Consider the following 22,247-nt stretch of genomic DNA (forward strand, 5'->3'; position numbering starts at 1 on the left):
GACCACGCAGGTTCCCCCCCCACCGCCGGTCCGCCCCGGCTGCCGCCGGCTGTCCGCCTTGCCGACCTGCGGCCGGCCTGCCGGACCGCCGGCCGACCTGCGGCGAGGGAACCGTGCCGGCCCCTCGCCGAACAATCGGAACAGCCGCGTCCCGACCGGGCCTAGTTGCGCCAGGTGTCCGACAGCGTCACGGGTGACGTGGCGGAGCGGTTGGTGCCGCTCTCCCACGTCACCGCGCCACCGGAGTCCTTCCGGATGTACTTGTAGTGGAACGTCGTCCCGGCCGGCAGCGACACCGACCCCCGCCACGTCGGGTAGGTCGCGGACGACAGGGGCACCGCGGCGGCCGGGTTCCAGGAACCCAGCGACGGGTGGTCGCCGACCACGTGGATCGTCTGCCCGAACGTCGTCGTCGCGTTCACCGCGAACGTCGCCGACGCCGCCGGCGGCGGGTTGCCGCCGGCCGGCGCGCCGACGTGCAGCGCCACCGCCTCACCGGCTCCCAACGTCGCCGTGAACTGGCCGTTCGACCCCACGGTGACCGCCACGCACCCGTCGCGCTGCACGTTGCAGTACGAGCCGGCCGGCAGGGACGTCTGGAACGTCCGCGTCAACGACGTCGCCTCGCGGTTGATCGCCACGAACCCCTTGTTCCCCCGGCCGAACGCGATCGCGTCGCCGCCGTTGTCCCACCAGTTGACGACGGACGTGCCGGCCACGGCGTTGCGGAACTGGACCATCGACGCGATCTGCGTCCACCGGTGCTGGCACTTCCACCCCGAGGTGTAGCACTCGGACCCGGACGGCGGCCCGGCGTCGTGGTTCGTGAACTCGTACCCCGAGTACACGTTCGGCGCGCCGTAGGGCCACGCCAGCATGAACACGTTCGCCAACGTGTAGGTGGACCCGTCCTTGTACGTCAGGGTGGACCCGTTGCGCTCGGTGTCCCAGTTGTCCACGAACGACCGCGCCTGCCCGCTCGGCAGGTAGCCCCACGACTGGCCGAACGTGCTCAGGTACGCCAGGTTCTCGTTCTGGAAGATCCGCTTGATGTCGTACGCGTACCGGAACTCGTCGACGTCGCCCGACCCGGTGTACTCACCCGGCTGCACGGCCTCGCCGGCGCCGTAGATCACCTCGTGCACCCAGAACACGTTCGGGTTGCTGAGCCGCGACTTGATCGCCGACAGGTCGGTCGCCGCCATGTGCTTGGCCGCGTCGATCCGGAACCCGTCCACGCCGAGCGAGATCAGGTGGTTGAGGTACGACGCGATCCGGCCGCGCACGTAGTCGCTGCCGGTGTTGAGGTCCGACAGCCCGACGAGTTCGCAGTTCTGCACGTTGTCGCGGTTGCGGTAGTCGCTGATGTGCGACCGGCACGAGTGGAAGTCCGGGTCGCTGTAGATGCCGGGGTAGTTGTACTTGGTGTAGGACGAGCCGCCGGTGCCCGTGCCGGACCCGGCGCTCATGTGGTTGATCACCGCGTCCGCGATGACCTTCACGCCCGCCGCGTGGCAGGTGTTGACCATGTTCCGGAACGCGGCCTCGTCGCCGAGGCGCCCGGCGATGCGGTAGCTGACGGGCTGGTACGAGGTCCACCACTGGGACCCCTGGATGTGCTCGGTGGCCGGTGACACCTCGACGAACCCGTAGCCGCGGGGCCCGAGGACGTTCGTGCACTCCGAAGCCACTCGCGCGAACGGCCACTGGAACAGGGTCGCGGTCACGTCCTTCGCGGACGGTGGCGTTGCAAAACTTTGCGGAACCGCCAAAAGGCTGAACAGCAGGAGGGCTATCGCGCCCAAAGCGCGTCGACTAGCGGAAACCACGGTGTCTCCTAGGTGGCAGGGATGTGTCCTAGGTCATACCAGGTGGCAGACTTGCTGAAAACACTTGCAAAGTATTTCATTGCCCTCCGGCGGAACCGATCCGGAAGGACACCCCCATGACGCAGGACTGGTGGCGCGATGCCGTCATCTACCAGGTCTACGTGCGCAGCTTCGCCGACTCCAACGGCGACGGCGTCGGTGACCTGCCCGGCATCCGCTCCCGGTTGCCCTACCTCGCCGACCTCGGCGTGGACGCGGTGTGGATCACGCCGTTCTACCGCTCCCCGATGGCCGACGGCGGCTACGACGTGGCCGACTACCGGACCGTCGACCCGCTGTTCGGCACCAACGACGACGCCAAGGCGCTGGTCGACGACGCGCACGCCCTCGGCATCAAGGTGATCGTCGACCTCGTCCCGAACCACACGAGCGACCAGCACGAGTGGTTCCGGCAGGCCCTCGCCGCCGCCCCCGGCTCGCCGGAGCGCGCCCGCTACCACTTCCGCGACGGCCGCGGCGACCAGCCGCCGAACGACTGGGAGTCCGTCTTCGGCGGCCCCGCGTGGACGCGGGTCCCCGACGGCCAGTGGTACCTGCACCTGTTCGCGCCCGAGCAGCCGGACCTGAACTGGGACCAGCCCGAGGTCCGCGACGAGTTCCTGGACGTGCTCCGCTTCTGGCTCGACCTCGGCGTGGACGGCTTCCGCATCGACGTCGCGCACGGCATGGTCAAGGCCGACGGCCTGCCGGACGTGGGCACGCCCGGCCACCTGAAGCTCCTGGGCACGGAGGCGCTGCCGTTCTTCGACCAGGACGGCGTGCACGAGATCTACCGCGACTGGCGCAAGGTGCTCGACTCGTACCCCGGCAGCCGGATCGGCGTGGCCGAGGCGTGGACGCCGAGCCCCGAGCGCACCGCCCGCTACCTGCGCGCCGACGAGCTGCACCAGGCGTTCAACTTCCACTACCTGACCGCCGAGTGGAACGCCGCCGACCTGAGGCAGGTCATCGACGACTCGCTGGCCGCGATGAGGCCGGTGTCCGCGCCGACCACGTGGGTGCTGTCCAACCACGACGTGCAGCGGCACGTGACGCGGTACGGCAGCGTGGCGCGGGCGCGGGCCGCCGCGCTGCTGATGCTGGCGCTGCCCGGCAGCGCGTACGTCTACCAGGGCGAGGAGCTGGGCCTGCCCGAGGTGCTGGACCTGCCGGAGGACGTGCTCCAGGACCCGGTGTGGGAGCGCTCGGGCCGCACCGACCGGGGCCGTGACGGCTGCCGCGTGCCGATCCCGTGGACGGCGGACGGCCCGTCGTTCGGCTTCGGCGACGGCGGCTCGTGGCTGCCGCAGCCCGCGGACTGGGCCGGGCTGAGCGTCGAGGAGCAGCGGGGCGACCCGAACTCGGTGCTGGAGCTGTACCGCGGCGCGCTGCGCGTGCGGCGGGAGCAGCCGGACCTGGGCGCGGGCTCCGAGGTCGAGTGGCTGGACGCGCCGGAGGGCGTGCTGTCGTTCCGCCGCGGCGGGTTCACGTGCGTGGTGAACTTCGGCCCGGACGTGGCACGGGTGGCCGTGGACGGGCAGGTGGTGCTCGCCTCGGGTGGTTGTGCGACCGAGGACGGGGACGTCCTCGTGCCGGCGGACACGACCGTGTGGATCGCGCGCCCGTAGAGTCACCCGGTGTGACAGCGCGGCTCAGTGACATCGCGACCCAGGCAGGCGTGAGCGAGGCGACGGTCAGCCGGGTGGTCAACGGCAAGCCGGGCGTCTCCGCCGCCACCCGCCAGGCCGTGGTGGCCGCGATGGACGTCCTCGGCTACGAACGGCCGCCCAGGCTCCGCCAGCGCAGCGCCGGGTTGATCGGGTTGATCACCCCCGAGTTGAACAACCCGATCTTCCCGGCGTTCGCGCAGGTCATCGAGCAGGTGCTGACCAGGGACGGCTACACGCCGGTGCTGTGCACGCAGACACCGGGCGGGTCGACCGAGGACCAGCTGACCGAGATGCTGGTCGACCGCGGCGTCACCGGCATCGTCTTCGTGTCCGGCCTGCACGCCGACACGACCGCCGACAAGGACCGGTACGTCAAGCTGGCCGGGCGCGGCGTGCCGTTCGTCATGATCAACGGCTACACCGACCAGGTGTCCGCGCCGTTCGTGTCGGTGGACAACCGGGTGGCCGTCCGGCTCGCCGTCTCGCACCTGGTGGAGCTGGGGCACGAGCGGATCGGCCTGGCCGTGGGCCCGCCGAGGTTCGTGCCCGCCCAGCGCATGGTGGAGGGCTTCACGCTCGCCCGCCCGCAGGCGGCCGAGCTGGTGGAGCACTCCCTGTTCACGGTCGAGGGCGGGCAGGCGGCGGCCAACGCCCTGCTGGACCGCGGCTGCACGGCAATCGTGTGCGGGAGCGACCTGATGGCGTTCGGCGCGATCCGGGCGGCCCGCCAGCGCGGCCTGTCCGTGCCGCGGGACGTGTCGGTGGTCGGCTTCGACGACTCGCCGCTGATCGTGTTCGCCGACCCGCCGCTGACGACGATCCGCCAGCCCGTCGAGGCGATGGGGCAGGCCGCCGTGCACGCGTTGCTGGAGGAGATCGGCGGCACGTCGGTGAGCTCCTTCTCGGGCACGCACGCCGAGTTCGTGTTCCAGCCCGAGCTGGTGGTGCGCGGGTCGACGGGCGCCCGTCCGAGATGACCGCGTCGGCACAGCGGATGCGCGCGCAACGCCTCTCGCACCCCGCGACCGACGTGACGGACCTGTTCGCCTCCGTCTTCGCCCTGCAGGCGCAGGACGTCCCCGCGGCACGGCTCGCGGCGCGCGCCAGGGGCGTGCGGTCCCTCGACGGCCCTCTGGTGCGCACGTGGGCCATGCGCGGCACCCTCCACCTGCTCCACGAGGACGACCTGTGGGTGGTGGACCTCCTCGGGCCGACGTTCATCGCCGCCGGACGGCGTCGCCGCGAGCAGCTCGGCCTCACCGACGAGCTGTGCGAACGCGCGCTGCCCGCGCTCCGCAAAGTCCTCACCGAACCGCTGGCCCGCGCCGACGTCGTCGCCCGCCTCTCCGAAGTCGGCATCGCCCTGGACCCGAAGTCGCAGGCGCCAGCGCACCTGCTGGCGTTCGCCGCCCACTCCGGCGTGCTGTGCCGCGGTCTCGACGACACCTACCGCCTGCTGGACGTCGAGGTCGAGCCGCGCGGCGTGGACGAGCTGTGGCGGCGCTACCGGCGTGCCTACGGCCCCGCGACGCCCGACGACTTCGCCGCGTGGAGCGGCCTGCCGAAGAAGCGGCTCCGGGACCTGCCCGAGGTGGCCGACGAACCGGCCGAGCCGAGCGGCGCGGTCCGCATGCTCGGCCACTTCGACCCCTACCTGCTCGGCTACCGCGACCGGTCCGCCGCGCTCGCGCCCGAGCACGTGCCGCTCGTCCAGACCGGCGGCGGCTTCGTGACCCCGCACGTCGTGGTGGACGGCCGGGTGGTCGCGGTGTGGCGGCGGGACGGCGCGCGGTTCTCCGTGCACCCGTTCGGCGACCGTCCCGACATCGCCGACGAGGTCGCTGACCTGGGCCGATTCCTCGATGTCCAGCCCGACTTAACCTGGGTGTAGCACGTGGATAGGGTCACTGCCACCGCAACGACACCAGGAGGCGCGTTCAAGTTGGGTGTGTTCGTCACGGGTGTGCGGCCGCGCTGGTCGGACATGGACGCCTACGGCCACGTCAACCACGCCAACACGGTGACGTTGCTGGAAGAGGCGCGGATCGACCTGCTGTTCACCGAAGCCGAGCGGCACGGCGTGCCGGACATGGCGAAGGGCGTCGTGGTGGCCCGGCTGGTGGTGGACTACCTGACGCCGCTGGTGTTCACCGGCGCCGAGATCGTGGTGGAGATGTCGGTGCGGGAGCTGAAGTCGGCGTCGTTCACGCTCGACTACGCGGTCCGCGACGGCCGCCGGGAGGGCAGCGCTGTCGTCGCGACGGCGGAGACCCTTATGGTGCCGTACAACCTGACGGCCGGACGTCCGCGCCGTCTCCTCGAAGCCGAGCGCGACTTCCTCGCGGGCTGGCGTGCCGGAGGTAATGGTGCCTGAGTTGGTCCTCGCCGACCCCGCCGAGCGGGACGACCTCGGCGCGTTCGTCGCGCGTGCCGTGCGCCTGGACGCCCAGGCGGTGGTGCGCCTGCGCAACCGCGCGTCGGGCGGCCTGGTCGACGCCTGGGTCGCGACCCCGTTCGACGCGCTGGCCACCCGGACGGTGGCCGGGCAGATCACGCCCGGCGACGTCACGGTGTCCGCGAACGACCTGCTCACCGGCCTGGCCGTGGTGCGCAGCGAGACCGTCGACCCCGGTCCGGCGCGGGACATGATGTGGCGGTCGGCGCTGCCGCCGTCGGCGGGCTGGCTGCCGGTGGACCGGCTGCCCGGCAGCGTCGTGTCGGAGCTGGCGGAGAAGGGCGTGGAGGTGGCGCGGGAGAACGCGGGCCCGCGCGGCACGCCGCCCGCGTCGCTGCTGGACCAGACCGTGCTGACGGTGAGCGGTTCCGGGCTGGACGTGAAGGTGCCCATGCGGTGCCTGTTCGCGCTGTCCGGCATGGGCTTCCTGGGCGGCGACGACGTCCGCATCACGGCCACGGACTCGTGGCTGCGCATCGACGCCCGGTTCGGCGCGGTGGTCCGCCGCCGTCACTCCATGCTGCCGCTCCTGGTCTGACCCGCGCGCCGCTGCCCGGCAGCTCGGCTGACCCGGCCGTCGCACGCGGCCCCCGCCTCACCCGAGGCGGGGGCCGCGGCACGTCGTCAGACCAGCCAGACGGCCGTGTCGGGCGGCAGCTGGGCGCCGTCCATCGGGCCGCTCGACAGCAGCACCTCGCCGGGCGGCAGGGGCACGGGGCCGCCGGACGTGTTCAGCGCGCAGATCAACCCGCCGCCCTTGCGGCGGAACGCGAAGCAGCCCGCCGGCGCGCCGTACCACTCCAGCTCGTCGCCGTTGAACGCGCCGTGCGACTTCCGCAGCTCCAGGGCGTGCCGGTAGAACGACAGCATCGAGCCGGGGTCCTCCAGCTGCGACTCGGCCGTGAGGCCCGCCCACTCGTTCGGCTGCGGCAGCCACGTGGCCGGCGCCCGGGAGAAGCCGAACGGCGGCGTGTCGCCCTCCCACGGCAGCGGCACGCGCGACCCGTCCCGCCCGCGCCGGGTGTGCCCGGACCGCTGCCAGATCGGGTCCTGCAACGCCCAGTCGGGCAGCTCGACGCTCGGGAGCCCCAGCTCCTCGCCGTTGTACAGGTAGACGACGCCGGGCAGCGCCAGCTCCACCAGCGTCATCGACCGCGCCCGCCGCTCGCCGAGCGCGCCCCCGCCGTACCGGGTCACGTGCCGCACCACGTCGTGGTTCGACAACGTCCACGTGGGCGGCGTGCCGAGGCCCCGGACCGCGCCCAGGGAGTGCTCGATGGCGGTCCGCACGGCGTCCGCGTCGAACGGCGCCTCGGCCAACCGGAAGTTGAACCCGAGGTGCAGCTCGTCGGGCCGCAGGTAGCGGGCGAACCGCTCGTCGTCCTTGACCCAGATCTCGCCGACGGCCATCCGACCCGGGTACTCGTCGAGGACCTTGCGGATCATCCGGTGCACCTCGTGCACGCCGTCGTTGTCGAACCGCGGGTCCACCGCGTTGTCGTGCATGACGCCGGAGCCGAGCTCGGCCCGCGGGTCCATGTTCGGCAACCCGTAGGGCTTGGCCATCCCGTGGGCGACGTCGATCCGGAACCCGTCGACGCCGCGGTCCAGCCAGAACCGCAGCGTGCGCGCCAGGTCGGCCGCGACCTCGTGGTTGTCCCAGTTCAGGTCGGGCTGCTCGGGCGCGAACAGGTGCAGGTACCACTGCCCGTCCGGGACGCGGGTCCACGCCGGGCCGCCGAACTGGCTGGGCCAGTTGTTGGGCGGCACGGAACCGTCGAACCCGCCGCCGTCGCGGAACACGAACCGGTCCCGCTCGGCCGAGCCCGGCCCGGCCCGCAGCGCGGCCTGGAACCAGGGGTGCCGGTCGCTGGTGTGGTTCGGGACGAGGTCGATGGTGACGCGGAGGTTGTGCGCGTGCGCCTCGGCGACCAGCCGGTCGAACGCGGCCAGGTCCCCGAACAGCGGGTCGACGTCACGCGGGTCGGCCACGTCGTACCCGTGGTCGGCCATGGGCGAGGTGAAGAACGGCGTCAGCCACAGGGCGTCCACGCCGAGCAGTTCGAGGTAGCCGAGCCGGGAGCGGATGCCGTCGAGGTCGCCGACGCCGTCACCGTTCGCGTCGGCGAAGGATCGGACGTAGACCTGGTAGAAGACGGCGTCACGCCACCAGGCGGAGTCGTCGGCGATCTCTGGTTGTAGGTCGGAGGATCGTCGCACGAGACGTCATCCTGCCATTCGCGTCGGACACCACGACCCCGTTCGGGTGATCAAAGATCACACCCAAGCGTTCATCATGCTGTTGGCGGCCATCTCCAGGTACGCCCAGAGCTGCTGACGGTGCTCGGGGGAGAGGTCGACCGAGTCGACGCCGACCTTCATGCAGCGCAACCAGGCGTCCCGCTCGACGGGACCGATCACGAACGGACCGTGGCGCATCCGCAACCGAGGATGACCGCGCGTGTCGGAGTACGTGTGCGGGCCGCCCCAGTACTGCATCAGGAACAGCCGGAACCGCTCCTCGGCGGGGCCCAGGTCCTCTTCGGGGTACATCGGGCGCAGGACGGGATCGGCGGCGACTTCCTCGTAGAAGCGCGCGACGATCTTGTGGAACGTCTCGTACCCGCCCACTGCTTCGTAGAAGTTCTCCGGAGGAGTGGTCACCCCTCCATCCTGCCTCAGCCGCGGGGGTGAGTCCCACGCCCCCGGTCCGGACGCCCGCCGGCGGGGGCCCGGGAGCGCCGCGCGACCGTGCGCCGCGACACCCCCGGGCCGGCCGGGTCAGGACTTCAGCGAGATGCCCGCGTCGTCCAGGGCGGGCATCAGCTTGGCCCGCAGGGCGCGCTGGACGGCCCACTGCCGACCCGGCCGCACCTTCACCGTCACGCGCATCGTGATGCCCTCGGGCGTGACCTTCTCCACACCGAGCACCTGCGGCTTGTCGATGACGTCCTTGGCCAGCGACTCCTCGGCGGTCGCCTCGACCACCGCCTTGGTCAGCACCTCGGCGGCCGACGACAGGTTCGCCCCGTACCCGAGCGGCAGGTCGACGACGGCCACCGCGAAGCCCTGCGACGAGTTGCCGACGCGCAGGATCTCGCCGTTGCGGACGTACCAGACGGTGCCGTTCGTGTCGCGGATCGTGGTGATCCGCAGCGCCACCGCCTCCACCGTGCCGGTCGCCGGACCGAGGTCGACCACGTCACCCACGCCGTACTGGTCCTCCAGCATCATGAACATGCCGGACAGGAAGTCCTTGACCAGGTTCTGCGCGCCGAAGCCGATCGCCACGCCGAGGATGCCCGCCGAGGTCAGGATCGGCGCGGGGTTCATGTTCAGCTCGGTGAGGATCTGGATGAACGCCACGCCGAACACGAAGATCGTGACGAACGACTTGAGCACCGAGCCGATGGTCTTGGCCCGCTGCTCGCGCCGCTCGGAGACCAGCGCGCCCAACGCCTGGGGCGCGCGTTCCCGCAGCGGCTTGAGCAGCTTGGGCTTCCGGTCGCCGTTGCCGCGGGTCATCCGGTCGATGAACCGGCGGAGCAGGAACCGGACCACCACCGCGACGACCACGATCAACGCGATCTTCAGGGCACTCGCGGCGAACTTCGGCCCGTTCGTCACCCACCAGTCGACGGCGAGGGTCGACTCCACGTCCAGCACCTGCTCAGTCCTCCGCTCTCACAAGTCGAGCCCGGTCGCCCAGGCCAGGAAGGTCAACTGGTCCACGGCCAGCCCCACCGACCGGCTGACCGATCGGCCCGCGTGCCCCACCTCGGTCTCGCGGCGGAGCAGCACCGGGTGCTTCGTCGGATCACTCGATGACGCGTGCTGGAGCGCCGCGCACATCTTCCGGGCGTGGTTGGGGTCCACGCGGCTGTCCGACTCGAAGACCGTGAACAGCACCGAAGGGTACTCAACTCCCGGCCGCACTTGGTGGTACGGGGAGTAGGCCAGCAGCCACCCCAGCTCCTCGGGCACGGACGCCGAGCCGTACTCCTCGGCCCACAACCTCCCCAGCAGGAACTTCTCGTACCGGACCATGTCCAGCAGTGGCGCTGAGCACACCACGGCCGCGTACAGCTCCGGCCGCTGCGTCAACGCCGCGCCGACGAGCAGGCCGCCGTTCGACCCGCCCGTGATCGACAGCTGCTGCGGCGTCGTCCAGCCGTCCCGGATCAGCCGCTCGGCCGCCGCGTGGAAGTCGTCGAACACGTTCTGCTTGCGCTCGCGCATCCCGGCCCGGTGCCACTCCTCCCCCTCCTCGTCGCCGCCGCGGAGCGACGCGTGCGCCCACACGCCACCCGCCTCGACCCACGCCAGCGTCGTCGCGCTGTACCCCGGCCCGCGGCCCACCGCGAACCCTCCGTACCCGGTGAGCAGCGTCGGACGGGGCAGGTCCGGGTGCTGCTCCCCGGACACCACGAACATTCGCACGACCGTCCCGTCGGCCGAGCGGTACGAGACCTGTTGTGTGGACAACTCCGGCAACGCGACCGTTCCGGGCGCGGCCGACTCCAGCTCGGTGCGGCCCTCGGACAGCGAGTACCGGTACACCGACATGGGCGTTGTGAAGTCCGACCAGCCGAACCACAGCACGTCGCGATCCGCGGGGGTGAGCGCGTCGACTGTGGACAACCCGTGCAGCGACCCCGTCCCGGGCATCGGCACCTCGCCCACGTGGGCGCCGGTCGTGGGGGAATGCAGGTGCAGCTCCGACACCGCGTGCCGCGTCCGCAGGAGCACCAGGTGTCCGTCCAGCCACGTCACGGCGTCCAGCACCGAGTCCGCGTCCTCGGCCACCAGCTCGGTCCACTCGGTCGGCGCGGCCGGGTCGGCCACGCACAGCCGGAACCGGGGCGCGTCGAGGCTGGTCCGCAGGTAGAGCCGCCCGTCCGGGGCGACCCAGGCCGCGCACTGCACGCCGTCCTCGGCCAGCACGACCGGCCGCAGCTCCGCGTCGCCGTGCAGGTCGGCGATCCACACCGAGTCGCGCCGCACGGTGCCGGGCGCGCCGTTCACCAGCAGCCACCGACCGTCCTCCGACAGGGACAGCCCGTAGTAGTAGGTGTGGTCCAGCCCGTCGCCGTGGACGTTCACGTCGTCCGACGCGGGCGCGCCCACGCGGTGCCGCCACACCCGCCGGTGGAACTGCCGCTCGTCCTCGGGCACCAGCGCCGGGTCGACCCGCCGCACGTAGAAGAACTCCTCGCCGCCGGGCAGCCAGCCCACCGGCGAGTACCGGCACCGGTCGATCGGGCCGTCCAGCAGCTCGCCCGTGTCCACGTCGAGGACGTGCAGCAACGAGTGCTCGTCGCCGCCCACCGACACCTGGTAGGCCAGCCGCGTGCCCTCGGCGGACGGCGTCCAGCGGTCCAGCGTGGTCCGGCCGGTCGGGTCGAGCGCGGACACGTCCACCAGCACCCGCTCCACGCCGTCCACCCGCACGTACAGCACGGGGTGGTCCTGGTCGGGGTCGCGCCGGGTGTAGAACGCCCGTCCGGCCCGCCACACCGGTGTGCCGACGGACCCGGTCCGCATCAGCTCGGCGAGGCGGGCGCCGAGCGCGTCCCGGCCGGGCATGGCGTCCAGCCACGACCGCGCCAGCGCGTCCTGCTCGGCGGACCAGGCGGCGGTGCGGGGGTCCGCAGGGTCTTCGAGCGCCCGGTACGGGTCGGCGACCGCGTGTCCGTGCAGGTCCTCGACGAGGTCGAGCCGTTCCGCGGTGGGGTAGGTGATCGTCGCAGGCAGCGCTGCGCGGGGGGCTTCGGTCACCTCGCCGAGCGTAGAACCCTGATGAAAACCATCTTCGATAGGGGTCTGTTCACCGGGGTTTTGGCCACGGCTCCGTGACACGTCACATATCACAGGTGATTTTTGGGGCCCATCTGTGGTCTGCTATGCCTGAACCGGTGGAGGTGGTCGCGTGCCAGACCGACAACCCACCCCGATCGGCGCCCTGGTGAACGCCGGGATCGCGTCGTCGGCCCCGTCCGGCCAAAAACAGCTCGCGGTGTCGTCCGTGCACGCTGTGGTCGACGGGGAGGGGGCCGGTCAGGCGCCCGTGGTGCTGCCCTGGGGCCGGCGCAAGGTCCTGCTGCTCAACGCCACGTTCGAACCCCTCACCGCGCTGCCGCTGCGGCGCGCGGTGGTGCTCGTCGTGTGCGGGAAGGCCGAGGTGGTGCACGGCGACCCCGCCGGGGCGGTCGTCCACTCCTCGACGTCCGAGGTGGTCGTTCCGTCGGTGATCAGGCTGGCGAACTACGTGCGGGTGCCCTACCGCGGCCGGGTGCCGCTGACCCGCGCCGGGCTGATGCACCGCGACCGGTACCGCTGCGCGTACTGCGGCGGGCGGGCCGAGACGATCGACCACGTCGTGCCGCGCAGCCGGGGCGGTCCCCACTCGTGGACCAACTGCGTGGCCTGTTGCGCGAAGTGCAACCACCGCAAGGCCGACAAGCTCCTCTCGGAGCTGGGCTGGCGCCTGCGCGTGGTGCCGAACGCGCCCCGCGGGCCGCACTGGCGGCTGCTGGCCGGCGTCACCGAGGCCGACCCGCTGTGGCTGCCCTACCTGGGCGAACCCGCGGCCTGAGCCGGCACCGCCTCACGCCGCCAGGGCGAAGTCCTCGCGGCGCGCCGTGATGCGCACCGAGTCCTGGCGCGCCGTGATGCGAACGGAGTCCCGCGCCGTGATCCTGACCGAGTCCTGGCGCGCGGTGATGCGCACGGAGTCCTGACGTGCGGTGATGCGAACCGAGTCCTGACGTGCGGTGATGCGAACGGAGTCGCGGTCCTGGGCCGTGATGCGGACCGAGTCGCGGTCGCGCGCCGTGATGCGGACCGAGTCGCGGTCGCGGGCGGTGATGCGCACCGAGTCGCGGTCGCGCGCCGTGATGCGCACCGAGTCGCGGTCCTGGGCCGTGATCCTGACCGAGTCCTGGCGGGCGGTGATGCGGACCGAGTCCTGGCGGGCCGTGATGCGCACGGAATCGGACGCCGTGATGCGCACCGAGTCGCAGGCTGTGATGCGGACGGAGTCGCGCGCGGTGATGCGCACCGAGCCGAACGCGGTGATGCGGACCGAGTCCCGAGCGGTGATGCGCACCGAGTCGGGCGTCGCGCAGGTAATCCGAACGGAGTCCCGTGCCGTGATGCGGACGGACCGGGAGGCCCCCGTGGAGCGCCGAACAGCCGTAACGCTCTGCTCTGACTGGGTGTACGACGAACGAGTGAGAGCGGCGACCAGAGCGCGGTTCACGGTGTACATGTCGTGTCCTCCGAGACTCATCGGGCGGGAATTAGTATCCGGAATCGGATGCGCAAGACCCGTACAGGTGAAAAGCTAGAAGCCGACTGGGCCCAGGACAAGACGCCAAACCGGCCGCCATTCGCCTCCGTACGGGGGAAGACCGTCCGGGTGTACGCACTGCGACGATCGAGCGCCGGAGCTAGTGCATCCGGCATCGATGGATACCGAGGGTGACGTCGTCCCAGGTGAGGGGTCGGCCAGATCACACCGCGCCACACCGCGCCATGCCGTGCGGCCACGGTGATCGCGCCCGGCCGCACGGCCCCGCGACGCCCGACCGCGTCCCGCCGCGCCGTCACCGCCGTTAGGCGTGATCGAACGCCATCGCCGCGGGGCGGCGTTCACAGACAGAACCGGCGCCCGCCGCCCGCCGGCGCGGCTACGGGTGCCCTCGCCCCGAGCTGACCAGGCCGATCGGTTACCGTAACCGCCGTGACCATCGTGGAGACCGTGCTCGTCTTCGCGCTGATCCCGCTGGCCATCTACGGCGTGATCACGCTACTGACGCTGAGGCCGAAGGCCACCCGCATTCAGCGGTACCGCCCGGGCCAGGAATGGAACTACGCCCCCGTCTGGTGGACGGCGAACCCCGGCGGCTTGCCCGGTGGCGCGCACCAGGCCGCCGCGACCCCGGCCGAGGGCCGGACCGCCAAGGGAGGTGCTCGTGGCAACTGGTGAGCTGACCAGGACCGAGGTCGACCCGTCGACCCTGGAGGACGGCGCGGTCGTGACCAACAGCGGCCGGGTGTCCGCGGCGAAGATGTACGAGCCGCACGCGCCCAGCCTGCCGTTCACGCCGGTGCAGCTGGCCAGCCTGGACGAGGCGCTGACGCTGGCCAGCCGCACGACCGGGCTGGACTTCAGCGTGTACCTCGGCGACCTGGGCCCCGACTCCCGCGCGCAGGCCGAGGAGATGCACGCGAGCACCACGCGCCCGACGCACGCCGTGCTGATCGCGGTGTCGCCGGGACAGCGCGTGGTGGAGATCGTGACGGGCGAGGAGTCGCACCGCCGCATCGCCGACCGCGGCGCGAAGCTCGCCGTCATGAGCATGGTCGCGTCCTTCAAGGAGGGCGACCTCGCCGGCGGTCTGGTGGGCGGCCTGCGGATGCTGATCGACCAGGCGGGTCCGGCGCCGAGGCGCGTCTGACGCGACGACCCCGAACGACGTGGAGGCCCCGGCGGTTTGCGCCGGGGCCTTCGCGTTCTACCGGGACTTGAGCGCGTCCACGAACGCCCTCAGCCGGACCGCGTCGACGTCCAGCACCGTCTCGGGGTTCTTGCTGTCCCGCACCGCGCCCAGGTGGCTCGCCACCTCGACGCACGAACCGCTCTCGACGCTCTTGCTGGACTTCTTCCACCGCAGGGCCATCAGACTCCCGTCGTCCGCACCACCTTCGCGATGAACTCGAAGGACCGCTCCTGGTCCATCGCGACCTCCAGCAACCTTGGCACGGACGCCTCGAAGCCGGCTACCACCTCGGGTTCCTGCACGAACACCGAGCTGATCCGGTTCTCCAGGTGCACGAACGACGTCCCGTTGCACTTCAGCACGTGGAAAGGGCCGTCCAGACCGGGGTGCCAGCCGGTGGCGAAGGGCACGATGCGCAGGTCGACGTTCTCGTGCGCGCTCATCATCAGCAGGTGGTCCAGCTGCTCGGCCATGACCGCGGGGCCGCCGACGGTCTGCAACAGCACCGCCTCGCCGATCAGGGCGGTGAAGCGGACCGGGTTGCGCCGGGTGAGGACGTCGCGCCGCCCCATCCGCACGGCGACGCGGGTCGCGATCTCCTCCTCCGGGATGCGGGCGGCCTCCATGATCGAGCGGGTGTAGGCGCTGACCTGCAACAGGCCGGGGACGATCAGCGGGGACCAGCTCACGATCTCGTGGGCCATCTGCTCCAGCTCCACCAGCGCGGCGATCTGGACCCGGCGCTCCGGCAGTTCGATCACCTCAAGGGGTGAACCGGCGGTGTCCTCGGTCATGCCGAGGATCTCTTCGCGAACCCGATCGGGGATGTCGAGGGGTTCGAGGATGCGGATCACCTCCGCGCGGGTCGGCACCCGCTGCCCGCTTTCGTTGCGCGAGAGCAACGAATGCACCACACCGATTTTACGTCCGAGTGCGCGTTGACTGAGATTATTGGCCTCTCGAACGTTGCGCAGGCGCGCTCCCAAGGCGATGGCCTTCGAGGTATTGCGATTCATGTAATGCAGCTTAGAACGGGACCGGTGGTCAAGTCTCTCGCTCGAAAAGGGTATTGACCGGCTGTTCCGGGACGGACAGTCTGTTGTGCAACAAAGCCACCGGCCAGCCCGCACGCTGGTCGGACATGCGCGGCGGGTGGTGAAGTGCGCGGAATGCGCCGTGCCCACCACCCGCCGTGTCCCGCCATTAGTAGGGGAGACATGGAACCCGAAGAAAGGCAGCCTGTCCGGCTGAGCACTGCCCGCAGCCGCGAATTGGGGGAAGAATTGCGCCGCGTCCGGCACCGGGCCCGACTGTCGTCGGGTTTCGTCGCCGAGGCGTTGGGCTGGTCCCTGGGCAAACTGTCGAAACTCGAAACCGGCAGCCGCGGCACGAGCGCGTGGGAAATCGGCACGCTGCTCGGCCGGTGCGGCGCGGACAAACCGACCCGCGACCGCATCCTGTCCATCGCGAGCGAAGCCGACACCGGCAGCTTCCTGCGCCTGCACCGCGCGTCGCCGGACACGCTCACGGCGCTGGCGCTGCACGAGTCGGCCGCGCGGACGGTCACCGTCTACGAGCCGTTGACGATCCCGAGCCTGGCGCAGACCGAGGACTACGCGTTCGCGCTGACCCGCGACCGCGACGCCACCCAGGCCCGGATGGACCGCCAGGACAACCTGCGGCGGCCCGGAGGCCCGGAAACCGTCATCTACATCCACGAGGCGGCGTTGCGGGTGGTCGTCGGCGACCAGAAGGTCATGCGCGACCAGCTCCTGCGCCTGACGCTGATGTGCGGGTGGGCCCAGATCAGCCCGCGCGTCATCCCGATGACCGCCCGGTCGCACGGGGCGCTGCGGCACCCGGGGGCCCTGCTGACGTTCCAGGAGCCCACCAAGCCCCTGGCGTACACGGAGACCGAGACGGCGACCGTGTTCCACGACGAGCCGACCGCCGTCATGGCCTACCAGCTCAAGATGCGCCAGCTCGAACGGCTGGTGCTGACACCGGCCCAGTCCCGCGACGTCTTCGCCCGGTGGGCGGACGCCTACGACCGCGAGCGTCGCGCCTAGCCCCCGCGTGCCGGGGAGCCACCGTTCCGCCGCACCGGACGGTGTCCTCCACCCCGCACGCCGGGAAGCGCAACGGGGCGGCGCCACCAGCGCCGCCCCGTTGCCGCGAACACCCGGTCAGGACCGGTCGAACTCCTGCGCCGCCAGGGCCCGCACGATGCCCGCGCGGCCCTCGGACACCAGCCGCCGCAGCGCCGGCGGGCGCTCCTCGGCCAGCCACTCGTCGGACGCCGTCACCGTCTCCTTCGAGATCGACCACGACGGGAACAGCCCGACGACCATGGACTGGGCCCGCTCGCTCGACCGCCGCTCCCACACCGCGGCCACGTCGGCGAAGTACCGCTCGACGAACGGCTGCAACAGCGCCTTCTGGCCGGGGTGCTGGATGCCCGCGATGATCGCCTCGGACACCGCGTTCGGCAGGTCGTCGTCGTTCACCGCCCGGTCCCACGCCTCGTTCTTCGCCTCGACGGTGGGCCGCAGCGCCCGCGCCGACTCCGCCTTGCGGCGGCCGGTCGCGGTCGGGTCGCGCTCCTCCTCGGCGGCGATCTCGTCCAGCGACGCGGCGCCGTGCGCGACCAGCGCGTGCAGCAGCCGCCACCGCAGGTCGGTGTCGACGTCGAGGCCGTCGAGCGCGTCCGTGCCGTCCAGCCAGCCGCGCAGCAGCGCCAACGTCGACTCGTCCAGCACCGACCCGGCCAGCGCGTTCACGAACGCCAGCTGGTGGTCCGAACCGGGCTCGGCGGCCCGCGCCAGCTCCAGCGTCCGGGTGGTGAACCGGCGCCAGCCCTCGTCGCGCCACGACACGTCCGCGTACGACGACAGCGCCGTCTGCGCCTGGAGCAGCAGCCGCTGAACCACGCCGACCTCGGTCTCCGCGTGCAGCCCGCCGAGCACCAGGTTCACGAAGTCGCGGGCCTTCAGCTCGGCCTCGCGCGTCATCTCCCACGCCGCCGACCAGCACAGCGTGCGTGGCAGCGGCTCGGCGATGTCGGCGATGTGGTCGATCAGCGACGCCAGCGAGTCCGCGTCCAGCCGCATCGTGCAGTAGGTGAGGTCGTCGTCGTTGACCAGCACCAGCTTGCCGCGCGGCACGCCGACCAGGTCCGGCACCTCGGTGCGCTCGCCGGACACGTCCAGCTCGACCCGGTGCGTGCGGACGAGCTTGCCCGACTCGTCCGAGTCGTAGACGCCGATCGCCAGCCGGTGCGTGCGCAGCTCGCCCGCGCCGGGGCGCGCGCCGCCCTGCAGCACCGCGAACTCGGTGAACCGGCCCTCGGCGTCCACGGAGTACTTGGGGCGCAGCAGGTTCAGGCCGGTCGTCTCCAACCACTGGGCGCTCCACCACGACAGGTCGCGGCCCGACGCCTCCTCCAGCGCGTTGAGCAGGTCGGCCAGCGTCGCGTTGCCCCAGGCGTGCTTGCCGAAGTACACCCGCAGGCCGGACAGGAAGTTGTCCAGCCCCACGTACGACACCAGCTGCTTGAGCACCGAGGCGCCCTTGGCGTAGGTGATGCCGTCGAAGTTGACCTCGACCGCCTGGAGGTCCGGGATGTCCGCGGCCACGGGGTGCGTGGACGGCAGCTGGTCCTGCCGGTACGCCCACGACTTCTCGATCTTGGCGAACGTGGTCCACGCCTGCCGGTACTCGGTCGCCTCGGCCTGCGCCAGCACCGACGCCCAGGTGGCGAACGACTCGTTCAGCCACAGGTCGTCCCACCAGCGCATGGTGACCAGGTCGCCGAACCACATGTGCGCCATCTCGTGCAGCACGGTCTCGGCGCGGCGCTCGTACAGGTAGCGGGTGACGCGGCTGCGGAAGACGTAGTCCTCCAGGAACGTCACGCAGCCCGCGTTCTCCATCGCGCCCGCGTTGAACTCGGGCACGAAGCACTGGTCGTACTTGCCGAACGGGTACTTCACGCCGAACGCGCCGTGGTAGAAGCCGAAACCCTGCTTGGTCTCGGTGAACAGGCGCTCGGCGTCCATGTGCGGCGCGAGCGAGGCGCGGCAGTAGATGCCCAGCGGGATCGTCGTGTCGCCGTCGGTGAACTCGTCGCGCCACTCGGCGTACGGGCCGGCCACCAGCGCGACCAGGTACGTCGACATGGGCTTGGTGGTGCCGAAGACGTGCCTGTCCGCGCCGCCGACACCGTCCACAGTGGACTCGATCGCCGAGTTGGAGACGACCTTCCAGTGGTGCGGCGCGGTCACCGCCAGGTCGTAGACGGACTTCAGGTCCGGCTGGTCGAAGCAGGCGAACATGCGCTTGGCGTCCGCCGTCTCGAACTGCGAGTACAGGTACACCTCGCCGTCCACGGGGTCGACGAACCGGTGCAGGCCCTCGCCGGTGTTCATGTACCGGCAGTCGGCCTCGATCGTCAGCTCGTTGACCTCGGCCAGGTCGGGCAGGTGGACGCCGTCCTCCTCCCGGTACTCGGCGACGTCCAGCTCGCGCCCGTTGAGCACGGCCCGGTGGACGGTGGCGGCCACGATGTCGACCCACGAGGACGCGCCGGGCGTCCGGCTGCGGAAGGACACCGTCGTGGTGGAGCGGAACGTGTCCGAGCCGGGCTTGCCACCGCCGTCGGTCAGGTCCAGCTCGATCCGGTAGGAGTCGACCTCCAACAGCGCAGACCGCTGCTGCGCCTGGTCGCGGGTGAGGTTGGGTGCCGCCACTGGTCACCTCGTCTGCCGGCGCCGCGAGAAGCCTCGGCGCCGACGTCGTCGGAACGGGGAAAGGGTGTCGTGTCGGTGAACACGACAGTCGCATCCAATCACGTGGGACGGGCGGAAGTGGACTGGCGTCCGAGGGAAGACTGCGTGTGGTCGGCTGGTTGTGCACGATGGACGCCGAACCTGGCGCACCGCACACGAGCACCCACGGAGGGACACCGCATGTCGACAGAGGGACGCACGAAGGTCGACTTCTACTTCGACCCGATCTGCCCGTTCGCGTGGATCTCGTCCCGGTGGATCCTGGAGGTCGAGAAGCAGCGCGACATCGACCTCGAGTTCCACGTGATGAGCCTGTCGGTGCTCAACGAGGGCCGTGACCTGCCGGAGCAGTACCGCGACGTGATGACCCGGGGCTGGGGCCCGGTGCGCGTGGCGATCGCCGCGGCCAAGCTGAAGGGCGACGCCGTCCTGCGCGACCTCTACACCGCGATGGGCACCCGGTTGCACAACCAGGGCAAGCAGGACTACGACGAGGTCATCAAGGAGGCGCTGGCCGAGGTCGGCCTGCCCGCCGAGCTCGCCGAGGCCGCGCACACCGACGAGCACGACGGCGACCTGCGGGCCAGCCACCACCGGGGCATGGACCCGGTGGGCGAGGACGTCGGCACGCCGACCATCCACATCGAGGGCGTGGCGTTCTTCGGGCCGGTGCTGAGCCGGATCCCGCGCGGCGAGGACGCCGTGAAGGTCTTCGACGGCGCGCGGGCGCTGGCGAGCTACCCGCACTTCTTCGAGCTGAAGCGCACCCGGACGGGCGGTCTGGACTTCTCCTGAGTCCCGCGGTGTGACACTCTGAGGCGAGTTTCGTCGTGGAGTGTCACACCGTTCTCGGGGAGTCCGCAGTGATCGAGGTCGTCAACCCGACCACCGAAGAGGTCATCGGCGCCGTTCGCGCCGGCACGCCCGGTGACGTCGACGCGGCCGTGACCAGGGCTGTCGCCGCGTTCCCGGCGTGGTCGGCGACGTCCGTCGAGGCCAGGCTCGACCTGGTGCGGCGGGTGGCCGACGGGCTGGAGGCGCGGGCCGACGAGCTGGCCGCCACGATGGTCGCCGAGATGGGCACGCCCCTCACGTTCGCCACGCGCGTCCAGGTGCCGAACCCCGTCGGCATCGCGCGCGGCGTGGCCGACGTCCTCGCGGGCGGGTACTTCGACGGCGAGGAGGTCGGCAACTCGCTGGTCCTGCGCGAGCCGATCGGCGTCGTCGCCGCCATCACCCCGTGGAACTTCCCGCTCCAGCAGATGGTCGCCAAGGTCGTGCCCGCGCTGGCGGCGGGCAACGTGGTGGTGCTCAAGCCCAGCGAGCTCGCGCCCATGACGGCCGACCTGCTGGCGACCGTGCTGGCCGAGGCCGGGGTGCCCGAGGGCGTGTTCTCCGTCGTCCACGGCACCGGGCCGGTCGTCGGCGAAGCCCTCGCCGTTCACCCGATGGTGGACATGGTGTCGTTCACCGGGTCGACGCGGGCCGGTCGGCGGGTCGCCGCGCTCGCCGCCGACACCGTCAAGCGGGTCGCGCTGGAACTGGGCGGCAAGTCGGCGAACGTCGTGCTGGACGACGCCGACCTGAGCCGCGCGGTCAAGATCGGCGTCGCCAACGCGTTCATGAACAACGGCCAGGCGTGCAGCGCGTGGACCAGGCTCCTGGTGCCCGCGTCCCGGCACGACGAGGCGCTGGAGATCGCCGTCGCGGCGGCGTCGAAGTACGAGCCCGGCGACCCGTCCCTGCCCGCCACCCGCATCGGCCCGGCCGTGTCCGCCGCCCAGCGCGACCGCGTCGTCGGCTACATCCGCCGGGGCGTCGAGGAAGGCGCGAAGCTCGCCCTCGGCGGCCCGGAAGCGCCGACCTCGCGCGGTTTCCACGTCGCGCCGACCGTGTTCGGCGACGTGCGGCCGGACATGGCCATCGCGCAGGAGGAGATCTTCGGCCCCGTCCTGTCCGTGCTGCCGTACGCCGACGAGGACGACGCCGTGCGCATCGCCAACTCCACCATCTACGGCCTGGGCGGCGCCGTGTTCTCCGCCGACCCGTCGCGCGCCCTGTCCGTCGCCAAGCGCTTGCGCACCGGCCAGGTCGACATCAACGGCGCCGCGTTCAACACCAGCGCGCCGTTCGGCGGCTACCGCCAGTCCGGCAACGGGCGCGAGTTCGGCCGCTTCGGGCTGGACGAGTTCACCGAGGTGAAGTCCATCCAGCGCTGAGCGTCAGCCCGCCGCGCGCAGCACGCCGTCCGCCAGCAGCGGCACGGCGGTGCTGGCGTTCAGCTCGGCGGCTAGCGCCACGTCGCCCGCGTGACCGGCGGCGATCAGCTCACGCCCCGACACGCAGCCGGTCAGCACGTCCTCCACCGACGCCCGCGCGAACATCTCCGCCGCCAGCGCCGCCTCGACCGACGCCGTCCCGTACCCGAGCAGCGACGCCACCACCGCGCCCGCGCCGAGCAGGTCCTCCACCGCCGGCCGCAGCGGCCCGCTCTCGCCGGTGTTCGTGAGGATGTCCACACCCCACCGCTCGCCGCCCGGCACCACGCCGATCGGCCCGCCGGCCGCCAGCGAGCGGGCCGCGTCCGCCACCGCCCGCGCGTTGCGCAGGCACCCCGCCAGCACGACCGCCCCCGTCGCCTCGGCCAGGGCGCACAACGTCGCGCCGTTCGGCGACGGCAGCTCCAGCTCCGTCCCCGGCGGCACCGTGACCAGCGACGACGGGCGCAACGTCCACGCCGGGTCCGCGGGCCGCGCCGCCCGTTCCCGGTCCGCCCACCGCACCGGCCGCACCGAACCGCCGCGCCCGACCACGATGTCCGCCGCCGTGGAGAACGACAGCACGTCCACGATCACCAGCACGGCGCACGACCCGCCGAGCGCGGCGACCCCCTCGGGACCCCATTCCAACCTCAGCCGCGAACCCTCTTGTCCGAACACGCGCCCGAGGATGGCAGACTTGCT

At 71.6% G+C, this 22,247-nt stretch carries 21 protein-coding genes; 11 read left to right on the forward strand and 10 right to left on the reverse strand.

Features of this window, described 5'->3' with window-relative positions; translation table 11 throughout:
• Positions 1–161 precede the first annotated feature (161 nt).
• Positions 162–1,727 (reverse strand): carbohydrate-binding module family 20 domain-containing protein, encoded by a 1,566-nt coding sequence (locus tag ACFQ3T_RS01040; RefSeq protein WP_380718694.1) that lies wholly within the window; start codon positions 1,725–1,727, stop codon positions 162–164.
• A 218-nt stretch (positions 1,728–1,945) separates the two neighbouring features.
• Here ACFQ3T_RS01040 and ACFQ3T_RS01045 point away from each other — a divergent pair, with 218 nt between their 5' ends.
• The 5 genes from ACFQ3T_RS01045 to ACFQ3T_RS01065 are packed head-to-tail and all read left to right on the forward strand — an operon-like array spanning position 1,946 to position 6,531.
• Complete coding sequence (locus tag ACFQ3T_RS01045; RefSeq protein WP_380718696.1) at positions 1,946–3,496, forward strand: glycoside hydrolase family 13 protein; 1,551 nt, start codon at positions 1,946–1,948, stop codon at positions 3,494–3,496.
• Between the two features lie 11 nt (positions 3,497–3,507).
• Positions 3,508–4,515 (forward strand): LacI family DNA-binding transcriptional regulator, encoded by a 1,008-nt coding sequence (locus ACFQ3T_RS01050; RefSeq protein WP_380718699.1) that lies wholly within the window; start codon positions 3,508–3,510, stop codon positions 4,513–4,515.
• Positions 4,512–5,429 carry a DNA glycosylase AlkZ-like family protein gene (locus ACFQ3T_RS01055; protein ID WP_380718701.1) on the forward strand — a complete coding sequence of 306 codons (918 nt, stop codon included), beginning with the start codon at positions 4,512–4,514 and terminating at the stop codon, positions 5,427–5,429. The genes ACFQ3T_RS01050 and ACFQ3T_RS01055 overlap by 4 nt, the downstream gene beginning before the upstream one ends.
• Positions 5,430–5,480: 51 nt before the next feature.
• Entirely contained in the window at positions 5,481–5,912 is a 432-nt protein-coding gene (locus ACFQ3T_RS01060; RefSeq protein WP_380718703.1) for an acyl-CoA thioesterase, read from the forward strand.
• Positions 5,905–6,531: a hypothetical protein gene (locus ACFQ3T_RS01065; RefSeq protein WP_380718705.1), complete on the forward strand. Its 627-nt coding sequence runs from the start codon at positions 5,905–5,907 to the stop codon at positions 6,529–6,531. The genes ACFQ3T_RS01060 and ACFQ3T_RS01065 overlap by 8 nt, the downstream gene beginning before the upstream one ends.
• Before the next feature lie 86 nt (positions 6,532–6,617).
• Here the strand turns inward: ACFQ3T_RS01065 and ACFQ3T_RS01070 are convergent, their stop codons facing one another.
• The 4 genes from ACFQ3T_RS01070 to ACFQ3T_RS01085 all read right to left on the reverse strand — a co-directional run bounded on the left by ACFQ3T_RS01070 (position 6,618) and on the right by ACFQ3T_RS01085 (position 11,771).
• Positions 6,618–8,213 (reverse strand): glycoside hydrolase family 13 protein, encoded by a 1,596-nt coding sequence (locus ACFQ3T_RS01070; RefSeq protein ID WP_380718707.1) that lies wholly within the window; start codon positions 8,211–8,213, stop codon positions 6,618–6,620.
• A gap of 57 nt (positions 8,214–8,270) precedes the next feature.
• Positions 8,271–8,657: a globin gene (locus ACFQ3T_RS01075; RefSeq protein ID WP_380718709.1), complete on the reverse strand. Its 387-nt coding sequence runs from the start codon at positions 8,655–8,657 to the stop codon at positions 8,271–8,273.
• Between the two features lie 117 nt (positions 8,658–8,774).
• Positions 8,775–9,656, reverse strand: a complete 882-nt coding sequence (locus ACFQ3T_RS01080; protein WP_380718826.1) for a mechanosensitive ion channel family protein — start codon at positions 9,654–9,656, stop codon at positions 8,775–8,777.
• A 21-nt stretch (positions 9,657–9,677) separates the two neighbouring features.
• A complete protein-coding gene (locus tag ACFQ3T_RS01085) occupies positions 9,678–11,771 on the reverse strand; it encodes a prolyl oligopeptidase family serine peptidase (RefSeq protein ID WP_380718711.1) in 2,094 nt (697 codons plus the stop codon).
• 151 nt (positions 11,772–11,922) lie between these two features.
• On the opposite strand from ACFQ3T_RS01085, the gene ACFQ3T_RS01090 reads away from it, so the two are divergent.
• Positions 11,923–12,588 carry an HNH endonuclease gene (locus ACFQ3T_RS01090; RefSeq protein ID WP_380718713.1) on the forward strand — a complete coding sequence of 222 codons (666 nt, stop codon included), beginning with the start codon at positions 11,923–11,925 and terminating at the stop codon, positions 12,586–12,588.
• A 12-nt stretch (positions 12,589–12,600) separates the two neighbouring features.
• Here ACFQ3T_RS01090 and ACFQ3T_RS01095 read toward each other — a convergent pair whose 3' ends face one another.
• Positions 12,601–13,284, reverse strand: a complete 684-nt coding sequence (locus ACFQ3T_RS01095; RefSeq protein WP_380718715.1) for a DUF2345 domain-containing protein — start codon at positions 13,282–13,284, stop codon at positions 12,601–12,603.
• Positions 13,285–13,737: 453 nt separating this feature from the next.
• Here ACFQ3T_RS01095 and ctaJ point away from each other — a divergent pair, with 453 nt between their 5' ends.
• Positions 13,738–13,983 (forward strand): aa3-type cytochrome oxidase subunit CtaJ, encoded by a 246-nt coding sequence (gene ctaJ / locus ACFQ3T_RS01100; RefSeq protein ID WP_380718717.1) that lies wholly within the window; start codon positions 13,738–13,740, stop codon positions 13,981–13,983.
• A complete protein-coding gene (locus ACFQ3T_RS01105) occupies positions 13,970–14,455 on the forward strand; it encodes a DUF5130 family protein (RefSeq protein WP_380718719.1) in 486 nt (161 codons plus the stop codon). Before ctaJ ends, ACFQ3T_RS01105 begins: the two co-directional genes overlap by 14 nt.
• A gap of 57 nt (positions 14,456–14,512) precedes the next feature.
• Here ACFQ3T_RS01105 and ACFQ3T_RS01110 read toward each other — a convergent pair whose 3' ends face one another.
• Both ACFQ3T_RS01110 and ACFQ3T_RS01115 read right to left on the reverse strand, forming a co-directional pair.
• A complete protein-coding gene (locus ACFQ3T_RS01110) occupies positions 14,513–14,677 on the reverse strand; it encodes a DUF397 domain-containing protein (protein WP_380718721.1) in 165 nt (54 codons plus the stop codon).
• Positions 14,677–15,513, reverse strand: a complete 837-nt coding sequence (locus ACFQ3T_RS01115; protein ID WP_380718723.1) for a helix-turn-helix domain-containing protein — start codon at positions 15,511–15,513, stop codon at positions 14,677–14,679. Before ACFQ3T_RS01115 ends, ACFQ3T_RS01110 begins: the two co-directional genes overlap by 1 nt.
• 201 nt (positions 15,514–15,714) lie before the next feature.
• Between ACFQ3T_RS01115 and ACFQ3T_RS01120 the strand changes: the two genes are divergently transcribed.
• Complete coding sequence (locus tag ACFQ3T_RS01120; protein ID WP_380718725.1) at positions 15,715–16,566, forward strand: helix-turn-helix domain-containing protein; 852 nt, start codon at positions 15,715–15,717, stop codon at positions 16,564–16,566.
• Positions 16,567–16,683: 117 nt separating this feature from the next.
• Here the strand turns inward: ACFQ3T_RS01120 and pepN are convergent, their stop codons facing one another.
• Positions 16,684–19,245 (reverse strand): aminopeptidase N, encoded by a 2,562-nt coding sequence (gene pepN / locus ACFQ3T_RS01125; protein WP_380718727.1) that lies wholly within the window; start codon positions 19,243–19,245, stop codon positions 16,684–16,686.
• 219 nt (positions 19,246–19,464) lie between these two features.
• On the opposite strand from pepN, the gene ACFQ3T_RS01130 reads away from it, so the two are divergent.
• Both ACFQ3T_RS01130 and ACFQ3T_RS01135 read left to right on the forward strand, forming a co-directional pair.
• Entirely contained in the window at positions 19,465–20,079 is a 615-nt protein-coding gene (locus ACFQ3T_RS01130) for a DsbA family oxidoreductase (protein ID WP_380718729.1), read from the forward strand.
• A gap of 68 nt (positions 20,080–20,147) precedes the next feature.
• On the forward strand, positions 20,148–21,503 hold the full coding sequence (locus ACFQ3T_RS01135) for an aldehyde dehydrogenase family protein (RefSeq protein ID WP_380718731.1): 1,356 nt from the start codon (positions 20,148–20,150) through the stop codon (positions 21,501–21,503).
• A gap of 3 nt (positions 21,504–21,506) precedes the next feature.
• Here ACFQ3T_RS01135 and ACFQ3T_RS01140 read toward each other — a convergent pair whose 3' ends face one another.
• A complete protein-coding gene (locus ACFQ3T_RS01140) occupies positions 21,507–22,223 on the reverse strand; it encodes a 2-phosphosulfolactate phosphatase (protein WP_380718733.1) in 717 nt (238 codons plus the stop codon).
• Positions 22,224–22,247 lie beyond the last annotated feature (24 nt).

Origin of the sequence: Saccharothrix hoggarensis (genome assembly GCF_042678885.1) — a bacterium.
Taxonomy (GTDB): Bacteria; Actinomycetota; Actinomycetes; order Mycobacteriales; family Pseudonocardiaceae; genus Actinosynnema; species Actinosynnema hoggarensis.

Excerpts from the sequence above, each read along its gene's own strand:
- ACFQ3T_RS01045 (WP_380718696.1), top strand. The coding sequence starts at position 1,946 with ATGACGCAGGACTGGTGGCGCGATGCCGTCATCTACCAGGTCTACGTG.
- ACFQ3T_RS01055 (WP_380718701.1), top strand. The coding sequence starts at position 4,512 with ATGACCGCGTCGGCACAGCGGATGCGCGCGCAACGCCTCTCGCACCCC.
- ACFQ3T_RS01095 (WP_380718715.1), bottom strand. The coding sequence starts at position 13,284 with ATGAGTCTCGGAGGACACGACATGTACACCGTGAACCGCGCTCTGGTC.
- ACFQ3T_RS01110 (WP_380718721.1), bottom strand. The coding sequence starts at position 14,677 with ATGGCCCTGCGGTGGAAGAAGTCCAGCAAGAGCGTCGAGAGCGGTTCG.
- ACFQ3T_RS01115 (WP_380718723.1), bottom strand. The coding sequence starts at position 15,513 with ATGAATCGCAATACCTCGAAGGCCATCGCCTTGGGAGCGCGCCTGCGC.
- ACFQ3T_RS01120 (WP_380718725.1), top strand. The coding sequence starts at position 15,715 with ATGGAACCCGAAGAAAGGCAGCCTGTCCGGCTGAGCACTGCCCGCAGC.
- ACFQ3T_RS01130 (WP_380718729.1), top strand. The coding sequence starts at position 19,465 with ATGTCGACAGAGGGACGCACGAAGGTCGACTTCTACTTCGACCCGATC.